This is a genomic window from Stenotrophomonas sp. S41 (genome assembly GCF_016624625.1).
Classification (GTDB): Bacteria; Pseudomonadota; Gammaproteobacteria; order Xanthomonadales; family Xanthomonadaceae; genus Stenotrophomonas.
In genome coordinates, this window is the sequence record NZ_JACVTV010000104.1 from 1 (window position 1) to 15,929 (window position 15,929).

General features: G+C 61.2%; 14 protein-coding genes and 1 riboswitch. Of the genes, 13 read left to right on the plus strand and 1 reads right to left on the minus strand.

The annotated features are described in order from the left end of the window. Window positions 1-895 precede the first annotated feature (895 nt). The 4 genes from IAE56_RS17330 (at window position 896) to IAE56_RS17345 (ending at window position 2,148) form a co-directional block, all read left to right on the plus strand. Window positions 896-1,138, plus strand: a complete 243-nt coding sequence (locus IAE56_RS17330; RefSeq protein ID WP_200753377.1) for a hypothetical protein — start codon at window positions 896-898, stop codon at window positions 1,136-1,138. After that, entirely contained in the window at window positions 1,135-1,572 is a 438-nt protein-coding gene (locus IAE56_RS17335) for a DUF4189 domain-containing protein (RefSeq protein ID WP_200753378.1), read from the plus strand. Before IAE56_RS17330 ends, IAE56_RS17335 begins: the two co-directional genes overlap by 4 nt. A gap of 301 nt (window positions 1,573-1,873) precedes the next feature. Further along, window positions 1,874-1,981: a hypothetical protein gene (locus IAE56_RS17340; RefSeq protein WP_234456166.1), complete on the plus strand. Its 108-nt coding sequence runs from the start codon at window positions 1,874-1,876 to the stop codon at window positions 1,979-1,981. After that, a complete protein-coding gene (locus IAE56_RS17345) occupies window positions 1,975-2,148 on the plus strand; it encodes a hypothetical protein (RefSeq protein ID WP_200753379.1) in 174 nt (57 codons plus the stop codon). Before IAE56_RS17340 ends, IAE56_RS17345 begins: the two co-directional genes overlap by 7 nt. 1,078 nt (window positions 2,149-3,226) lie before the next feature. Here IAE56_RS17345 and IAE56_RS17360 read toward each other — a convergent pair. Then, window positions 3,227-3,421, minus strand: coding sequence for a hypothetical protein (locus IAE56_RS17360; protein ID WP_200753396.1), 195 nt, complete (start codon window positions 3,419-3,421; stop codon window positions 3,227-3,229). 2,768 nt (window positions 3,422-6,189) lie between these two features. On the opposite strand from IAE56_RS17360, the gene IAE56_RS17385 reads away from it, so the two are divergent. The 9 genes from IAE56_RS17385 to ribB all read left to right on the plus strand — a co-directional run bounded on the left by IAE56_RS17385 (window position 6,190) and on the right by ribB (window position 15,870). After that, window positions 6,190-6,840, plus strand: a complete 651-nt coding sequence (locus tag IAE56_RS17385; protein WP_200753386.1) for a hypothetical protein — start codon at window positions 6,190-6,192, stop codon at window positions 6,838-6,840. A gap of 3 nt (window positions 6,841-6,843) precedes the next feature. Beyond that, on the plus strand, window positions 6,844-8,148 hold the full coding sequence (locus IAE56_RS17390) for a hypothetical protein (RefSeq protein WP_200753387.1): 1,305 nt from the start codon (window positions 6,844-6,846) through the stop codon (window positions 8,146-8,148). 415 nt (window positions 8,149-8,563) lie between these two features. Next, complete coding sequence (locus tag IAE56_RS17395; RefSeq protein WP_200753388.1) at window positions 8,564-9,133, plus strand: hypothetical protein; 570 nt, start codon at window positions 8,564-8,566, stop codon at window positions 9,131-9,133. Then, on the plus strand, window positions 9,130-10,389 hold the full coding sequence (locus IAE56_RS17400; RefSeq protein WP_200753389.1) for a lipase: 1,260 nt from the start codon (window positions 9,130-9,132) through the stop codon (window positions 10,387-10,389). Before IAE56_RS17395 ends, IAE56_RS17400 begins: the two co-directional genes overlap by 4 nt. A gap of 210 nt (window positions 10,390-10,599) precedes the next feature. Continuing rightward, the gene (locus IAE56_RS17405; protein ID WP_200753390.1) at window positions 10,600-11,343 is read left to right on the plus strand and encodes a hypothetical protein; all 744 of its coding nucleotides are present in this window, start codon (window positions 10,600-10,602) and stop codon (window positions 11,341-11,343) included. 100 nt (window positions 11,344-11,443) lie between these two features. Beyond that, complete coding sequence (locus IAE56_RS17410; RefSeq protein WP_200753391.1) at window positions 11,444-13,354, plus strand: peptidoglycan-binding protein; 1,911 nt, start codon at window positions 11,444-11,446, stop codon at window positions 13,352-13,354. Between the two features lie 119 nt (window positions 13,355-13,473). Further along, window positions 13,474-13,836 (plus strand): hypothetical protein, encoded by a 363-nt coding sequence (locus IAE56_RS17415; RefSeq protein ID WP_200753392.1) that lies wholly within the window; start codon window positions 13,474-13,476, stop codon window positions 13,834-13,836. Between the two features lie 87 nt (window positions 13,837-13,923). Continuing rightward, a riboswitch (FMN riboswitch) is annotated at window positions 13,924-14,069 on the plus strand. 77 nt (window positions 14,070-14,146) lie between these two features. Next, entirely contained in the window at window positions 14,147-14,773 is a 627-nt protein-coding gene (locus IAE56_RS17420) for a riboflavin synthase (protein ID WP_200753393.1), read from the plus strand. Continuing rightward, window positions 14,770-15,870, plus strand: a complete 1,101-nt coding sequence (gene ribB, locus IAE56_RS17425; protein WP_200753394.1) for a 3,4-dihydroxy-2-butanone-4-phosphate synthase — start codon at window positions 14,770-14,772, stop codon at window positions 15,868-15,870. Before IAE56_RS17420 ends, ribB begins: the two co-directional genes overlap by 4 nt. Window positions 15,871-15,929: the final 59 nt, after the last annotated feature.

Below are 15,929 nucleotides of genomic sequence, written 5' to 3' on the forward strand. Positions count from 1 at the left end.
TGTGGGTCGTAACAGCTCGGGCCAGACTTCGGACTTCAAGCAGGATTATGTTGGTAGCGGTGATAAAGATAAGGTAAATGGGCAGCGGAGGAATGGCGTATGATGATCATGATGCGAATTCTGGCGCTATCGAGCCTGTGTGTATCGGCTTGCGCGTTCGCCCAACAGCCAGGGAGTGCTGAGTACAACTCGGTCTACCTTCCGGCACATGGTGTGGGTGACACTGTACGTCAGGGTGTTAGGTGGGGTGCTCTTGCAAGAGGTTCAAATTTGACACTTGGCTGGTCAGTTGGCTCTGCCACAGAGGAGCAAGCGGTAGCTCTTGCCACGCAAGACTGCATTGCGCGCGGCGGTCTTGACTGTGAAAGGCTACAGACCTTCTCCAATGTGTGCGCAGCCGTTGCTGTTGGACCCGAGAATCGCCGCTACGTCGGGGATACGAAGTCGCTCTCTCGAGTTCGCAAACAAGCGCTAAAGGATTGTGGTTCGCCCGAGTGCAAGATTCTTTTCGAGGGCTGTGCGCTTCCGTAGGTCCTTGGGTATGAAGGTCGCTTCAGCAGAATGGCTCTCTGCTGAACCTTGGTTGAGTACGCCGGCCAATAATATTGAGATCCGCAACGTGGTCTTAGCAGCCGGAGCCTGGCTTCGGACTTCAGGCAGAACTATATTGCGGGCCCGATTGCAAGATCACTTTTTTAAGGCTGCGCCCTTCCCTGAAGCGTATGAATCTACTCGGGCCCTAGCGGTCCGGGCCTTATGAAGCCTTATCGCAACTAACGCTGGTGCGTTTAATGTGCACCATGGTCTAGTAGGCGAACACCGTCGTTGCCCTTACGGCCATTGCGATCATCTCGGCATATCTTCTTTCCGGTACCGAGATCTGGGCACGAGTGTTTTGCTGGACTATGACGGCGGCCTGAAGTCGGCTGCCGGTCAGCAGGGCGGTGCTGAAGTGTTGATGTTGGTGCTGATGGTCATGGCACCGCCGATGGCGGCCATGTTCTTCAACGGCACGCTGGGCCAGTTCGTGGCGAACTCGAGCTTCGGTAATGTGGGTCGTAACAGCTCGGGCCAGACTTCGGACTTCAGGCAGGATTATGTTGGTAGTAAGGCCGTGTCTGAGAAGGTGAGACCATGACTGTTAAGCTCAAACTACTAGCTGCATCTTTGCTGTTTATTTCCGTCGCCTCGTTTGCTCAGCAGCCGGGATCTGTGGAGTACAACACAGTTCTCATGCCTGCACACGGTGTTGGCGATACAAAATCCCCAAGATCCGGAGTAAGGTGGGGGGCTTACGCTCGCGGCGATGACCGGACGCTAGGGTACACAGTGGGCGGCAGGACTGAGGATGAGGCCCGGGCGCTCGCGGTCGAAGATTGCAAGGCGCGGGGATCCACCAACTGCGTTGCCATTAAGACCTTTCTTAATGCATGCATTGCCGTTGCTGCTGCCGACATAAATCACCGCTTCGCGACGATGTCGCCCAAGGGCTTGCGCTGGGTTCGTCGCGAGTCCTTAAAGGACTGTGGCTCTAACTGCAAGATTGTTTACGAGGGATGTGCGGTTCCCTGAGAAGGAGTAGGGCTGAGGCGAGCTTCATGCAAGCCCCAGCTGCAGGGTGATGTCATTTCCCTGCATGAGCCTGACTGCATTTCTGACCAACACGCTGCCGAATGAGATCCACAGAGTTGTCGCCAATGACGACGACGACATCGAAGACTCGATCGACGACAACCATGCGCACCATGGGTCTGATCTTCGCGTTGGTCGACGCACTGCCTGTAGACAAAAGTGACCAGAACGCAGCACCCAGCGCACCGTCACCTCGCTGACGGGCATCGGCATTGCAGGCCCATCGGTGATTGGTGGCGCCATGCTGTTGCTTTACAAGATTGCCCTGGTGCTGTTCGTCGTCAGCTTCGGGCCGTTGTTCATCCTCTGTCTGCCGTTCGACCAGACCAAGGACCTGTGTTGGTGCTGATGTTCATGGCACCGCCGATGGCGGCCATGTTCATCAACGGCACGCTGAGCCAGTTCGTGGCGAACTCGAGCTTCGGTAATGTGGGTCGCAACAGCTCGGGCCAGACTTCGGACTTCAAGCAGGATTATGTTGGCAGCGGTGAGAAGGATAGGAACCACAAGACATGAGCAGACTAGTTGGCATCATCCTCACGCTTGGCGGCCTGCTTTCTGTGACTGCGTCTGCACAGCAGCCTGGAACGCCGCAGTACAATTCGGTCTATCTGCCTGGGCACGGGGTAGGGGATACACGGCCTAAGGCGGTGAAATGGGGGGCGTGGGCAAGAGGGGATGACAGACAGCTTGGATATTCTCTGGAAGGCCGGACAAAGAAGGAAGCTGAAGCATTGGCTGTTGCAGACTGTTCGGCTAGGGGCTCGAAAAATTGCGTTCCAATCGACGCCTTCCACAACGCATGCGTCGCTATAGCTGCTGGGCCCGACGATCGTAAGGCCGTCATTACGGATAAAGGCTTGAAGTGGGGCCATAAGCGCGCGTTGAAGATCTGTAAGGGCGACTGTCAAATCATCTTTGAAGGCTGTGCCCTTCCTTGACGGGTCAGTCAATTGAGTTCGGACTTCTAAGTAGCAACGTAGTGAACGTTGCGGCCGGTATGCACGCTGCTGTGCTGCGGGCTGAGCAATGTGTCTCTTCGCCCGGTGCGCCGTCATTCGATAGAAGGGCGGTGTTACGGGGCCAGTTCGTGGCGAACTCGAGCTTCGGTAATGTGGGTCGTAACAGTACTGGTCAGACTTCGGACTTCAAGCAGGATTGGGTGCAGAAGTCGAACGGCGCCGGCGGCAGTTCAAACAAGGAAAAGGGGCGAGACTAATGATTGCGATAGCTAGACTCATGGTCGCGATGATTCTTCTATCACCTATGGCGGCACGCGCTCAGCAAGCTGGAACACCTGAGTACAACAGCGTTTTCTTGCCTGCCCATGGCGTTGGAGATGCCAAGGCGCCTAAGCCTCCGAAGTGGGGTGCTTGGGCAAAGGGGGCTGATCGAAATCTCGGCTGGACATTCTCTGCGAACAGTGAAGATGAAGCCCGTGCCCTAGCGATTAAGGACTGTGAGGCGCGCGGCTCACACGATTGCAAGGTTTCAAAAACATTCTTTAACGCTTGCGCCGCCATTGCAGCCAGTGCCAATGATCGTTGGTATCAGATTTCACCGGAGGGAGAGCGGTTTGTTCGCCGTGAGGCGCTCAAATCTTGTGGCGCCGAATGTAAAATTGTTTTTGCAGGCTGCGCCTTTCCCTGAGTGCTGATTCTGAACCGACTTCAGATTGGATGCTCTTGGCTTCTTCGGTAAATAGCAGGCGCTTCATATGTCTAAGCCGAGTGACGAAGGCGTAATCGCCGGCAATCTGCGCACCACTTCGGAATTCAGGCAGGATCATGCTGGTAGCTTTGCTGGTAGTGCCCGATAGGGGAATCAAGGGATGAGTGTTCTCACAAAGATTGTAATTGTCTCTACTCTCTTCTTGTCGGCTGCCGCATTTGCGCAGCAGCCAGGGTCAGTCCAATACAACACTGTGTATCTTCCTGGGCATGGCGTGGGTGATACCAAGGCGCCCCCTGCCAAGTGGGGGGCATGGGCGAGAGGTGATGACCGCACATTGGGTATAACCTTTGATGGCAGAACCGAGGACGAGGCAAAAGCGTTGGCAGTCGCTGACTGTCAGGCGAAAGGCTCGAAGAATTGTCTTCCAATGGAGACGTTCTTCAATACGTGTGCCTTGGTGGCGGCGGGTCCCAGCAATCGCATCATTCAGACTTCCAACCGGGGCCTGCCCTGGGGGCGTCGTCAGGCTCTCAAGGCTTGTGGAGATGACTGCAAGATTGTTGTTGAAGGGTGCGCGCTTCCCTGATATGCGACGTTCATCTTGGTTTGGGGCGCTTGTCGGCTAGTTCATCGCGGCCTAGCCAATCTCCTTGTCGGCGTGAAGCTGACTGCATTTCTGACCAAGACGCTGCCAAAGTGATCCACAAAGTTGTCGCCTAAGAAGGCGGGCGAGGAATTTAATGATGAATACTATACTTAGAGTGGCTGTCGCCTTTGCCTTGGTCCTTTCAGCTGTTGCCTCCGCGCAGCAGCCTGGTAGCGCGGAATACAATAGTGTATTTCTCCCCGCTCAAGGAGCTGGGGATACACGCTCTCCGGATCCAAGAATAAGGTGGGGATCTGTTGCTGGTGGCGACGATGAGATTTGGGGCTATACCTTGGTTGGGAAAACTGAGGCTGAGGCCCAAGCGCTGGCGGTCGCTGATTGTCAGGCGCGCGGATCAAAGAATTGTGCTCCTCTGCGGACATTCTTTAACTCTTGCATAGCAGTAGCAGTTAGTTCGAGTGATCCGGATAATCGTGTCGGTAAAATGTCGCCTAAGGGCCTGCGATGGGTTCGACGTGAAGCCACGAGGGAATGCGGCGCCGACTGCAAGATTGTTTACGAGGGATGCGCGGTTCCCTGAGAAGAAGCGATGGTTGGGGTGAGCTTCATGCGAGCCCCAGTTGCTCGTCAGATAAGCGCTATGTCAATAGTTGCGGAACACAAGGTCGCGGCGGACTCGTTGGCTCGATTGCTTGCATCGGTACTTCGAGGTCTTCAATATTCGTGCGTGTAGAACGGGTTTTGAGGCATCATGCCAGTCAGGTTAAAATTCTGCGCCATCTGAGCTCCGGAGATCTGCCCTGCAATAGTGGAGGTCAGGCCTCGGACATCAAGTGGGCTGATGTTGGAAATTCTAAGAACACCGAACGGCAGGCGCGTCATACATCTAGGCCAACTGAGGAGGGCGTAATTGGCGATAGTCTGCGCACCACTTCGGACTTCAAGCAGGATGATGTGGGTAACGGTACTAGTAGTGCCAGTAAGGGGAATCAAGGGATGAGTGTTCTTACAAGAGTTGTCACTTTTTCTGTTCTATTTTTATCGGCTGCCGCATCTGCACAGCAGCCTGGAACGCCGCAGTACAATTCGGTCTATCTGCCTGGGCACGGGGTAGGGGATGCCCGGCCGAAGGCGGTGAAATGGGGGGCGTGGGCAAGAGGGGATGACAGACAGCTTGGATATTCTCTGGAAGGCCGGAGCAAGGAGGAGGCTGAAGCGTTGGCTGTTGCAGACTGTTCGGCCAGGGGCTCGAAAAATTGCGTTCCAATCGACGCCTTCCACAACGCATGCGTTGCTATAGCTGCGGGGCCCGACGATCGTAGGGCCTCTATCAACGTTAGAGGCCTTAAATGGGCGCGCAAGCAAGCGCTAAAGACCTGTGAGGGCGACTGTCAAATTATCTTTGAGGGCTGCGCCCTACCTTGACGGGTCGGTCGATTGATTTTGTTGTGATAAGTGACAATGTAGTGAGAGTTGTGGCAGTTATATGTGGATAAGCCGGGGCGAAGCCATAAGGAGGCAGCGCATGATCACTGTGATCCGATGCTTGGCGGTGCTGAGCGTCCTGATTTCTCCCGTAGCGGTTGGTCAGCAGCCTGGCTCACCTCAGTACAACAGCGTGTTGCTTCCTGCCATTGGTGAAGGGGACACGAGGGGAGCGCCCCAGAGATGGGGCGCCATAGCGCGCGGAGACGACCGAATATTGGGCTGGAGTGCGTCGGGCAGAACTGAGCAGGAAGCTGGAGATTTGGCTATCAAGGATTGTCTTGCGAGGGGCTCGACGAATTGCGTTGTACTGGACACTTTTGTCAATTCCTGCGGAGCCGTTGCTGCAGGTCCAACAAATCGGAGATACGAGTTCGCTCCGAAGTCCCTGAACTCCGTTCGTAGAAAGGCTCTGAAGAATTGCGGGCCCGATTGCAAGATCATTTTCGAAGGCTGCGCACTTCCGTAAAGCACATGAATCAACGCGGCCCCGCGCGGCGCGCGCTCTGCCAAGCTGCGTCGCATCTAACGCTGGCGCCTTTACGGAATGGGCACCATGGTCTTGCTCGCAACCGCCGTGGTGGCTTGTACCGCCGCTGCGATAGGATGCGCCTCCATTCTTTGAAGCCAGAGTCGGATGACGCATTCAACGTAGTTCGGTGACTTCACTGCCTGAATCTGGATGTTGATAAGTGATGAGCGTCACGCATTCGACCATGAGGTCGCGCCAATTTGAAAAGCACCCATCCGCGGCCTTATCTTCTGAGTACTAGAGGATGCTGGTCCGGATAATGAAGGAACGTGAAGGAGAGCAGTTCCGTGCACTTGGTGTCTCGCGGGCACTTTATGCCTTGCTCCTGACGTTGCCGTTGCTGGCGGCATGTGGAAGCAAAGAGCGCGCGCCCCCACCGTACGAGAAGAACCCTTCGCCCAAGGAACCGTATGACCTTGTCCTCACCGTACGTGACGGGCCGGACGACATCCAGGCCTCAAGCGCCTATGTCAGTTACAAGATTGCGGACGAGGCCTGTCTACCTCCCATCGACAACTTCGAGGGCGTCCGCTACGGGACGGACAGGCACTCGCTCGACTTCAGGCTCAAGCGAGTGAATGCGACCACATTCAAAGGCAGGTTCTTCCGGGATGGCGTCCTGAGTCGCGACTACTTTGGGAGGGGTATTTGTAGATGGAAAGTGGAGTTGGTCGGAGCATTTTTGGAAACAGAGAAGACCAAGTCTTTCACTTACTTCACGACATCAACAACGCTGGAGGATGGCTCAGAGACGCTTTATACCAGCAAGGATATCCAACCACTAATCGATGACGGCAAAAAACACCCAGCAAATATTACGGATGAGGAAGGCTTCATCAGGGATGTCCCCGAGGATCAGCGCAGCAACTACTTTTCGATAATAATTTCCACAACTCCAGGGAAGGGATGACTAATGAGCAAGAACGTCAATGCTGACTTGGCCGCAGCCGGGTACTTGCCTCCGCAATTCAAGCCCGACGGGAGTCCCGCCGATGTCCTCGCAGGGGGCGGTAAGTTTTTTGTTGTTGATTATATGGATAGACACAGCGGCTATCAGGGAACGCTTTTCAAAAACAGGACCACTGGCGACTACGTCCTCGTTAACCGGGGAACCGAGTTTGACCGGGAGCCCGTCAAGGATGGCGTGACCGACGCAGGCATGGTGCTCACCAGAGGTAACCTGCAGATCAAGGACGCACTGGAATTCGCCGGCCGGGCCGTAGCTCTTGCCGAGCGCGACGGGAAGCATCTATCGGTCGCAGGACACTCCTTGGGCGGAGGGATTTCACAGGTGTTGTCGCACCACTACAACCTGCCAGGCGAAGCGTTCAATCCTTACGGGGCGGCCAGCCTGGGGTACAGGGTACCGGAAGGCCAGCCAGCGAACGGCGCCCGGTTCGTGAATCATGTAATGGCCGGCGACTTCGTCAGCGCGGGCGCCGGGCACTATGGCACTGTGGAGGTCTATGCGAAGCCCTCCGAATTGAAGACGTTGCAGAAGGCTGAATTTGCGTCCCGCCTCATGGGTGGGATGGCTGGTGAAATCAGCAGGCCATTTTCGGCGCTGGCGCTGGGTGATTCACATCGAATGAAGCACTTCATCGATCACGTTGAGAACGGGGTTGAAGTCAAGTCGGTTCTGGATGATCCATCGGCACGCATCAAGGATCCCGAGGATCAGCGCCGCGTTGATGCGTATCGCGAGAGCGTCTACTCCGTGCGCGCTGTTGCAACCGTTGCCTCCCGGCCGTTGATCCTCGAAGCCGCCAACATTCTGCGCGGCACGGACGAACCCGGCGCCTACGCCGAGCGCCAGGCACGCGCGGCTGAGCTTGCTGCTCACCCGTTCAATCCTGCCAGGGCACGCAGCGAATCCAGCTCCGACGGCGGGCCCATGCGGGATAACCCCAGTTTTCATTCCCAGTCCCCTCTGGAACAGCGCTTGAACGATCTCCTCAACGCAGATCCTGATCGGTTCAAGGTGCTCAACCAACAGATGTCCAAGCTCAATGCCGGGCAGGCGTTGGATTCCCAGGTGCGCAACCAGGAAACGCCGAGGACCGGGCGCGCGAACACGCGCAGACCTCCACCCAGCAGGGTACCCAGCAGGAACACTCCGCATCGGCCATGGGCCGTTGATGTATCGCAGACACTACTGGGCATTGGCCGCAAAGCATCGCTGATCCCCCGCCGCCGCACCCGATGCCCAAGGAGTTAACCGCGCGTGATGATATTGACGCTTAAAACCTTTGGCACAACTGAAAAAGTGTGATGGAGCGCACTCTCGCAACTTTTTCTTGACGCGACCCACGCGGCTGGACTGGTAGAGTTCCACCCACGTGGGCCGGAGTAGGCGCGTGGAGAGGGCACAAGGCTGTGTATTCCTGGGACGGATGTAACAAGCAGGGTGTTGAGGCCGGTGGGGTAATCCCGGCGTCCATCGTGCGTGCATGCGTCCCGGGGCAGGGGGCGCGCCAATGAGTGCTGCTTTCCTGCGTGCGGCCTCGATGCAGGCCACGCAGACCGCCTCCGTTTCTCGTTCGCGCAACTCCCGTTTGGCGGCGTCCGTATTCGCCTGCGCTGCGTCCCTGCCTTTGGCCGCCTCCGGCGGTTCGTATCGAGCCGATGCCCCTATGAATGTTCCTGCTGTGGACACCCGCGCTACCCCGCCGCTGCGTACGTTGAATCCGAGCCCGAAGCGCGCCTTCGAATTCCGCGTGGTGCTGGACAATGCGCCGGGTCCGTTCGCGGTGGTGGAAGCGACGGCCCAGTTCGACGTTGGCAACGCTGCCCAGTGCGGGCGGCTGGACGCCATTTCCGGTGCAGTCCCGACCATCGCCAGCCACGAGCCTTTCGCGTTGACCCGTGTTTCGGACACCGAATACGTGGGCACGCTGCATGCCGATGCCATCCTTGATGAGGACTACTACGGGCGAGGCGTCTGCCGCTGGGCACTCACCGAAGCGCGGGTGAGCGTGCGCGCGCATGACGATCCGGCCGACACCCGTTTTGTCGCTGGCCTGCCGGCGCAGCACGTGCTGGGCGGCGGCAGCAAGACCCGCAATTTCTGGAAAGGGTATTACCCGCGCTTCGAGCAGGGCGGCTCGGCCGATTTCGGCCGTGAACACCTGCAGGCGGTGCCGGTGGACAAGCGCGATGAGTTCTTCACCATCACGCTGGCGGCCCACGAGATCAGCCCGTGACGGTCACCACGCAGGACTACGCCAACCTGGCCAACCATGTCTACGAAGACAGGGATGTGGGCCGTCCGACAGGCGAAGACGCGCTGGTGTCGGTCAATGGCACCCAGTACCGCGTTTACGAGCACGTCGACAACCCGCGCACCGGCTACCAGGGCACCATCTACAAAACGCTCGATGGCCAGGACCTGATCGTCTCCCATCGCGGCACCGAGGAAGTCTGGAAGGATGGCGTCATTGCCGATGGCGCGATGGTGCTGGGGCGGACCAATCCGCAGGCCGAAGATGCCATTGCGCTCACCCGCAAAGCGCTGGATGAAGCGCGGCGCATGGGTGCCGAGCCCGGTGCGACGGCGCCGGAAGTGAGCGTGACCGGCCACTCGCTGGGCGGCACGCTGGCCCAGGTGACGGCCCATCATTTCGACCTGCGCGGCGAAACCTTCAACGCCTACGGCGCAGCCAGCCTGGACCGTGGCATTGGTGGCGGCCCGAATGACCGCGTGCGCAACCATGTGATGGCCAGCGACGTGGTCAGCGCTGCCAGCCCGCAGTACGGCGATGTGATGACCTACGCGAAGGACAAGGAAATCGACGTCCTGCATCAGTCTGGCTATTTCGAGAACCGGTTTGCAGACCTGCTGGTTCCCGATCTGCCGGTTGCCGCAGCGGCGCGCTCGCTGGGCGCGCACAGCATGAGCAACTTCATGCCGACCGCGTCGGATGGCACGCCGCACCTGTCGGTGCTGGATGATCCGCAGGCGCGCCCGCGCGCCGAAGAGCATTCGCGCATGATTGCCGACTACCGCGGCGATGTGATGAACCTCCGGCGCGGGGTGACCTTCGTCGCCGGTGGCCCGGTGGGCTGGGTGCGCGACAGTGTCGATGCCTTCCGCGACCCCGTGCCTGCCGGCGAACCTGCTGCGCGTGAAGCACGCGAAGCGGCCGCGGCCGCAGGCAAGGAACAGGGCGCGCTGTCTGCCGATCCGTCGGTGTCGTCCAAGGGGCAGGGCAGCGTCCGCCAGGATTCACACGTTATCCAGCTGATGGATGCTGCACGGGCCAACGACCCCGATGGCGTGCGCGTGGCGACCCAGGATCTGTACGCTTCACCGATGGGGCGGATGTGGCAGCAGCAGGCCGACCAGCAGGCGCAGCAGCTCAACCAGCGCGAAGCCGCCCAGCAGCAGACGCAGCAGCAGGCACTCCATCAGCGTCAGCCCGGCCCGGAGCAGATGGAGATGGCCCGTGGCGGCGGATGACCGTTTTTTCATGGCCCGGCGCGCCTGTGTGGCTGCGCCGCGCCCGCAGAACCAGGAGACAACATGACAATCAATAAAACAGGGCTGATGGCACTTCTGGCTCTTGCGCTGGCCGCCTGCGGAAGCAACGCTCCCGATGCGGGTGCAAAAGGAACTACGGCAGCCCCCGAAGCCGGGCCGGCTGCCGCCGAACATGACAAGGACTCTGCAATGACTGCACTCAAACCCCCTTCCGCGGACAGCGTGCTGTACGTGATCTACCAGCGTGACGGCGATGGCGCGGTCACCTACAAGGTCGATGGCGGTGCCATCGTCAGTTACTGGTATGGCCAGGCGTTCGATCTGAAGGGCAAGCACTACTTCACCGGCTTCACCAGCCGCAGTGAGGGCGAGGAAGGTCCGGATTCCGACGCCGGCATGATGGAGCCAGGCAACGTGGCCATCGGCCAGGCCACCTTCGTGCAGGGCGGTACCGCCGATGCACCGGCCTGGGTGCAGCAGGACACCGACGGGTATGTCGGCGAATTTGGCGGCAACGACCAGCCCGAGCCGCTGGACACCGCCCGCAAGGCCCAGACCCACGCGCTGGATGACGGCCGCATGCTGCTGGCCGTGCCCACCCGTAATTTCACCGAGGGCGTGGCCATGTTCGGCTATGCCATCTTCCTGTTCGACCCGGACAACGTGGACAAGCTCGCGTTCCGTCGCTGGGGCTACCTGGGCTCCATCCACGCCGGCGAGGACAATTCGGCGTCCTGTGAAGACGGCGCCGTCACACCGTGCGCCGTCAGTAGCGGTACACTCGCCTTCGGCGCTGTCTCCGGTGGCCTGCCGAAGCTGACCGTAAGCCTGTCGGGCAAGACCATCGACGGCCCGGGCAAGCTGCGTGACCTTGGCGCCGCCGACACCCTGACCTATACCTTCAATGCGGACAAAGAGCGTTATACGCCCTGAGTCCAACGTATCGGTTGACCGCACTGCACATGACTCAAGGATTGAGTCCGGTTGACGTCCCACGGCCCGCGAGGGCCGCACTTCACCTGAGGAGCCAATGATGGCCAGTACCCACGATCGTAAAGAAGTTCTCGACATCATCGAAAAGCAGGCCGATCGCAGCGGGATTCCCCGCGACGATTTCATGCGGTTTGCCTATATCGAGACCGGCGGCAACTTCAACCCGGACGCCAACAACACCAAGAGCGGTGCCAAGGGCCTGTTCCAGTTCGTGCCCACCACCGCCAAGGAATTCGGCCTGACTGGCCACGAATTCGACCCGGTTGCCAACACCCGTGCCGCAGCGGATCTGTACGAACGCAACCGCGACCAGATCGTTGACCGTTCGGCAGAAACCGGTCGCCCGTTCCTGTCCGGTTCGGCCCAGCCCAACGGCATGGACATGTACCTGGCGCACCAGCAGGGTGGCGGCGGCTATGCGTCCATCCAGAGCGCCATCGATACCGGCAAGTTCTCGCGCAAGGACACCCACGACAACATCGTGAACAACATCAGCTCGCGCGATTTCGAGCGGGTGACCGGCAAGCCGTACGAGTCCATCAGCGGCATGGATGATCGCGAGCTGGCCACCTCGTTCAGCCAGTACTGGCAGGCCAAGTACGCGGCCATCGAGATTGCCGACCGCGGCATCACCGCCAGTGCGCCGCTGCCGGCCGCACAGGGCCGTCCGTCGGCCCTGGCCGATGGCGTGCTGGAGCGTGGCGAGCGTGGTAACGACGTGCGTTCGCTGCAGGAATCGCTGAACCAGCTGGGCGTGCGTGACGGCCAGGGCAACACCCTGGAAACCAACAGCGGCATCTACGGCAAGAACACCCAGGACGCGGTGCGCAACTTCCAGCAGACCCATTCGCTGGAACAGACCGGCCGTGCCGATGAGCAGACCCGCGAGGCCATCAAGGCCCAGCTGGCCCTGCCGCAGAACGAGCGCAATGCCACCGAGCGCCCGGCCGCACAGCCGCAGGCGGAAGCCAAGCCGCAGGCGCGCGCCGAGGGCGGGGCAACCTGGCCGGCGCCGGGCAACGACCAGATCAATGCCAAGGACAAGCCCGGCGAAGGCCGTGGCGAATTCGGCACCTCCCGCAATGGAGGCCGTACCCACGGTGGCGTGGACATCCAGGGCGACGTTGGTGATCCGATCGTGGCCTTCGGCGGCGGCCGTGTGACGGTCAAGCCGAACAATGGTGCGGCCGGCAACACCGTGCACATCACCCACGATGACGGGTCGCTGACCAAGTACTTCCATCTGAACGACATTTCGGTGCGCAACGGCCAGCGCATCGAAGCGGGCGATCAGCTGGGCACCATGGGGCGCAGCGGCAACACCCCGTCGCATGGCGATACCCACCTGCACTTCGAACTGTGGCGCAATGGCCGCAAGATCGACCCGATGTCCGAACTGCGCGGTGCAGATCGCGGCGCGGGCGACCATCCGGCCAAGGCGGGCGAGCATGTGGCCAAGCCGGCCGGCGAGCAGACCCTGCGCGATGGGTCCCGGGGCACGGCCGTGTCCGAGCTGCAGGAGCAGCTGGGCCGCCTGGGCTACAAGGATGCGCAGGGGCAGCCGCTGGCACGCGATGGCATCTATGGTGATGCGACCCGCCACGCCGTGGAAGACCTGCAGCGTGCCCAGGGCCTGAAGGTGGACGGCGTGTTCGGCCCGCAGTCGCGCGCTGCGCTGAAGTCGCACGCACCGGAGCAGGCCGCCGAAACCCAGGACAAGCAGGCTGCGGCCGGCAAGGAATCGGGTGGCTTCCTGGACCGCATGTTCAGTGCAGCACGCAATGGCGATGGAGAATCGGTGCAGAAGGCCATCACCGATTTCACCTCCACCCTGAGCCAGCCCTGGGCCAAGCACCAGGTGCAGGAACAGGCGCAGACCCAGACCCAGCCGCAGCAGGCCCAGCCGCAGGCGCCGGATGCCGCCCGTAATTCGGGCGACCTGCAGCGCTGAGCCGGGGACGCTGACGGCTGAAATGGAAGGTATGCGGGGCCGGCTTGCCGGCCCCGCATGGGGACAACGGACGATCCACCATCCCCGTCAGCCGACGCTGCGGGCCCTGAGGACTAGTGATGAAAACCGCGCTGAAGATCTGCCTGGGCATCGTGGTGCTGCTGACCATGAAACTGGATGCGGACGCCGATGGCTTCTATTCGCCACTCAACTACCGCAAGAATGATCCCTTCCTGTTCTGCACGAAGGGCCAGGACCCGCAGAAGAACCCTGCGCCGTGCTGGAGGCCGATGCCGCCCTTCACCGGTAATTACATGATGATGCCGTACTGCAAGCCGCCGACTTACCCGTACGGCAAGGATTGGACCCAGGACGACATCAAATCCCTGCAGGAATACCTGCTGGTGTGCCCGAATGGGGAATCGCCCGGCGGCTGGCAGGGTGGCGGCATGCCGGAAACCAGCCCCGACAGCTGGCACTGACCGTGCCTTTGCCCACCGCCACCTGAAGGGGCGTCCAGGCGCCAGGCCTGCCGGTGGTACACTGGCCGCGCCGGTTCGCCGGTACACAAACGTCTTCAGGGCGGGGTGCGATTCCCCACCGGCGGTAGGTGCGCAAGCACGAGCCCGCGAGCGCCCCGGCCCATGGCCGGGGGTCAGCAGATCCGGTCCAATGCCGGAGCCGACGGTCATAGTCCGGATGAAAGAAGACGGTGCCACAGGGCCTTTGCGGCCCTGCGCCCGCCTGTTTGCCTTGCGGCGTTTTTCGCTCACTTTCCGCGGAGAACGTTTCTTGTTTACTGGAATCATCGAAGGCGTCGGCCGTCTGGCCGCACGCGAAGCCATCGGCGGCGATGTCCGCTTCACCTTCAACGTCGGCAACCTGCCGTTCGAACACGTGCAGATGGGCGAGAGCATCGCCATCAACGGTGTCTGCCTCACCGTCATCGCATTCGACGCCAGCAGCTTCCAGGCCGATGCCTCCACCGAGACCCTCGGCCTGACCACGCTCGGCGAGCTGGCTGAAGGGGCGGTCATCAACCTCGAGCGCGCCATGCGCCCGACCGACCGCCTGGGCGGCCACCTGGTCAGCGGCCACGTCGATGGCCTCGGCCAGGTCCTGTCCATCCACGAAGATGCACGTGCCCAGCGCTGGCGTTTTGCCGCGCCGGCCGCGCTGCGCCGCTACATCGCCAAGAAGGGCTCGATCTGCGTGGACGGCGTCAGCCTCACCGTCAACGAAGTGGACGACGAAGGTTTCGAAGTCGCCCTCATCCCGCACACCGTGGCCAACACCGCCTTCTCCGCCACCGGCGTGGGCAGCGCGGTGAACCTGGAAATCGACCTGGTGGCCCGTTACGTAGAGCGTTTGATCGGTGTGCCGGCCAACGGTCAGCACCCACAGGGAGATGCCGCATGAATTTCGCCCCGATCCCCGAGATCCTCGAAGACATCCGCCAGGGCCGCATGGTCGTCATCGTCGATGACGAAGACCGCGAGAACGAAGGCGACCTGATCATGGCCGCCGAGCTGGTCAAGCCGTCGGACATCAACTTCATGGTCACCCACGGCCGTGGCCTGGTGTGCCTGCCGCTGACCCGCACCCGCGCCGCCGATCTCGGCCTGGCGCCGATGGTGCAGGCCAATACCGCGCAGTTCCAGACCAATTTCACCGTCAGCATCGAGGCGGCCGAAGGCGTGACCACGGGCATTTCCGCCCATGACCGCGCCCACACCATCCGCACCGCGGTGAAGCCGAACGCCAAGCCGGCCGACCTGCACCAGCCGGGCCACATCTTCCCGCTGATCGCCCAGCCGGGCGGCGTGCTGACCCGCGCCGGCCACACCGAAGCCGGCGTCGACCTGGCCATGCTGGCCGGGCTGGAGCCGGCCGGCGTGCTGGTGGAGATCCTCAACCCGGACGGCAGCATGGCGCGCCGCCCGGAACTGGAAGTGTTCGCCCGCGAGCACGGCCTGAAGATGGGCTCCATCGCCGACCTGATCGCCTACCGCCTGGCCACCGAAAAGACCGTCGAGCGCGTGGATGAGCGCGACATCGACACCGAATTCGGCCCGTTCAAGCTGGTCACCTACCGCGACCGTATCGCCCACGACCTGCATTTCGCCCTGGTGCGTGGCAACCCGGCAGCCGATACCCCGACCCTGGTGCGGGTGCAGGTGGAAAACCCGCTGGCCGACCTGCTGCACTGGCGCCGCGATGATTTCGGCGTGGCCGCCACCGATGCCCTGCGCGCGATTGCCGCCGAAGGGGCAGGCGTGATGGTGGTGCTGTCGGCCCCGCGCGACGGCGAGGCCCTGCTGGCCCGCCTGCGCCAGCAGCCGGCGCCGGTGGTGCCGGGCAAGGACAAGGACGTGGGCCAGTGGCGCCGCAACGGTGCCGGCTCGCAGATCCTGTCCGACCTGGGCCTGGGCAAGCTGCGCGTGCTGGGCACCCCCCGCCGCCAGGTGGGCCTGGCCGGCTACGGCCTTGAAGTGGTGGAAACGGTGACCCTGTAAGCCGCCTGGCGTGGGGGGGGGGGGGGGGGGGGGGGCGGGGGGGGGGGGCGGGGGGGGGG

Excerpts from the sequence above, each read along its gene's own strand:
- IAE56_RS17335 (WP_200753378.1), top strand. The coding sequence starts at position 1,135 with ATGACTGTTAAGCTCAAACTACTAGCTGCATCTTTGCTGTTTATTTCC.
- IAE56_RS17340 (WP_234456166.1), top strand. The coding sequence starts at position 1,874 with ATGCTGTTGCTTTACAAGATTGCCCTGGTGCTGTTCGTCGTCAGCTTC.
- IAE56_RS17360 (WP_200753396.1), bottom strand. The coding sequence starts at position 3,421 with ATGATCCTGCCTGAATTCCGAAGTGGTGCGCAGATTGCCGGCGATTAC.
- IAE56_RS17385 (WP_200753386.1), top strand. The coding sequence starts at position 6,190 with ATGAAGGAACGTGAAGGAGAGCAGTTCCGTGCACTTGGTGTCTCGCGG.
- IAE56_RS17390 (WP_200753387.1), top strand. The coding sequence starts at position 6,844 with ATGAGCAAGAACGTCAATGCTGACTTGGCCGCAGCCGGGTACTTGCCT.
- IAE56_RS17395 (WP_200753388.1), top strand. The coding sequence starts at position 8,564 with ATGAATGTTCCTGCTGTGGACACCCGCGCTACCCCGCCGCTGCGTACG.
- IAE56_RS17405 (WP_200753390.1), top strand. The coding sequence starts at position 10,600 with ATGACTGCACTCAAACCCCCTTCCGCGGACAGCGTGCTGTACGTGATC.
- IAE56_RS17410 (WP_200753391.1), top strand. The coding sequence starts at position 11,444 with ATGGCCAGTACCCACGATCGTAAAGAAGTTCTCGACATCATCGAAAAG.
- IAE56_RS17415 (WP_200753392.1), top strand. The coding sequence starts at position 13,474 with ATGAAAACCGCGCTGAAGATCTGCCTGGGCATCGTGGTGCTGCTGACC.
- ribB (WP_200753394.1), top strand. The coding sequence starts at position 14,770 with ATGAATTTCGCCCCGATCCCCGAGATCCTCGAAGACATCCGCCAGGGC.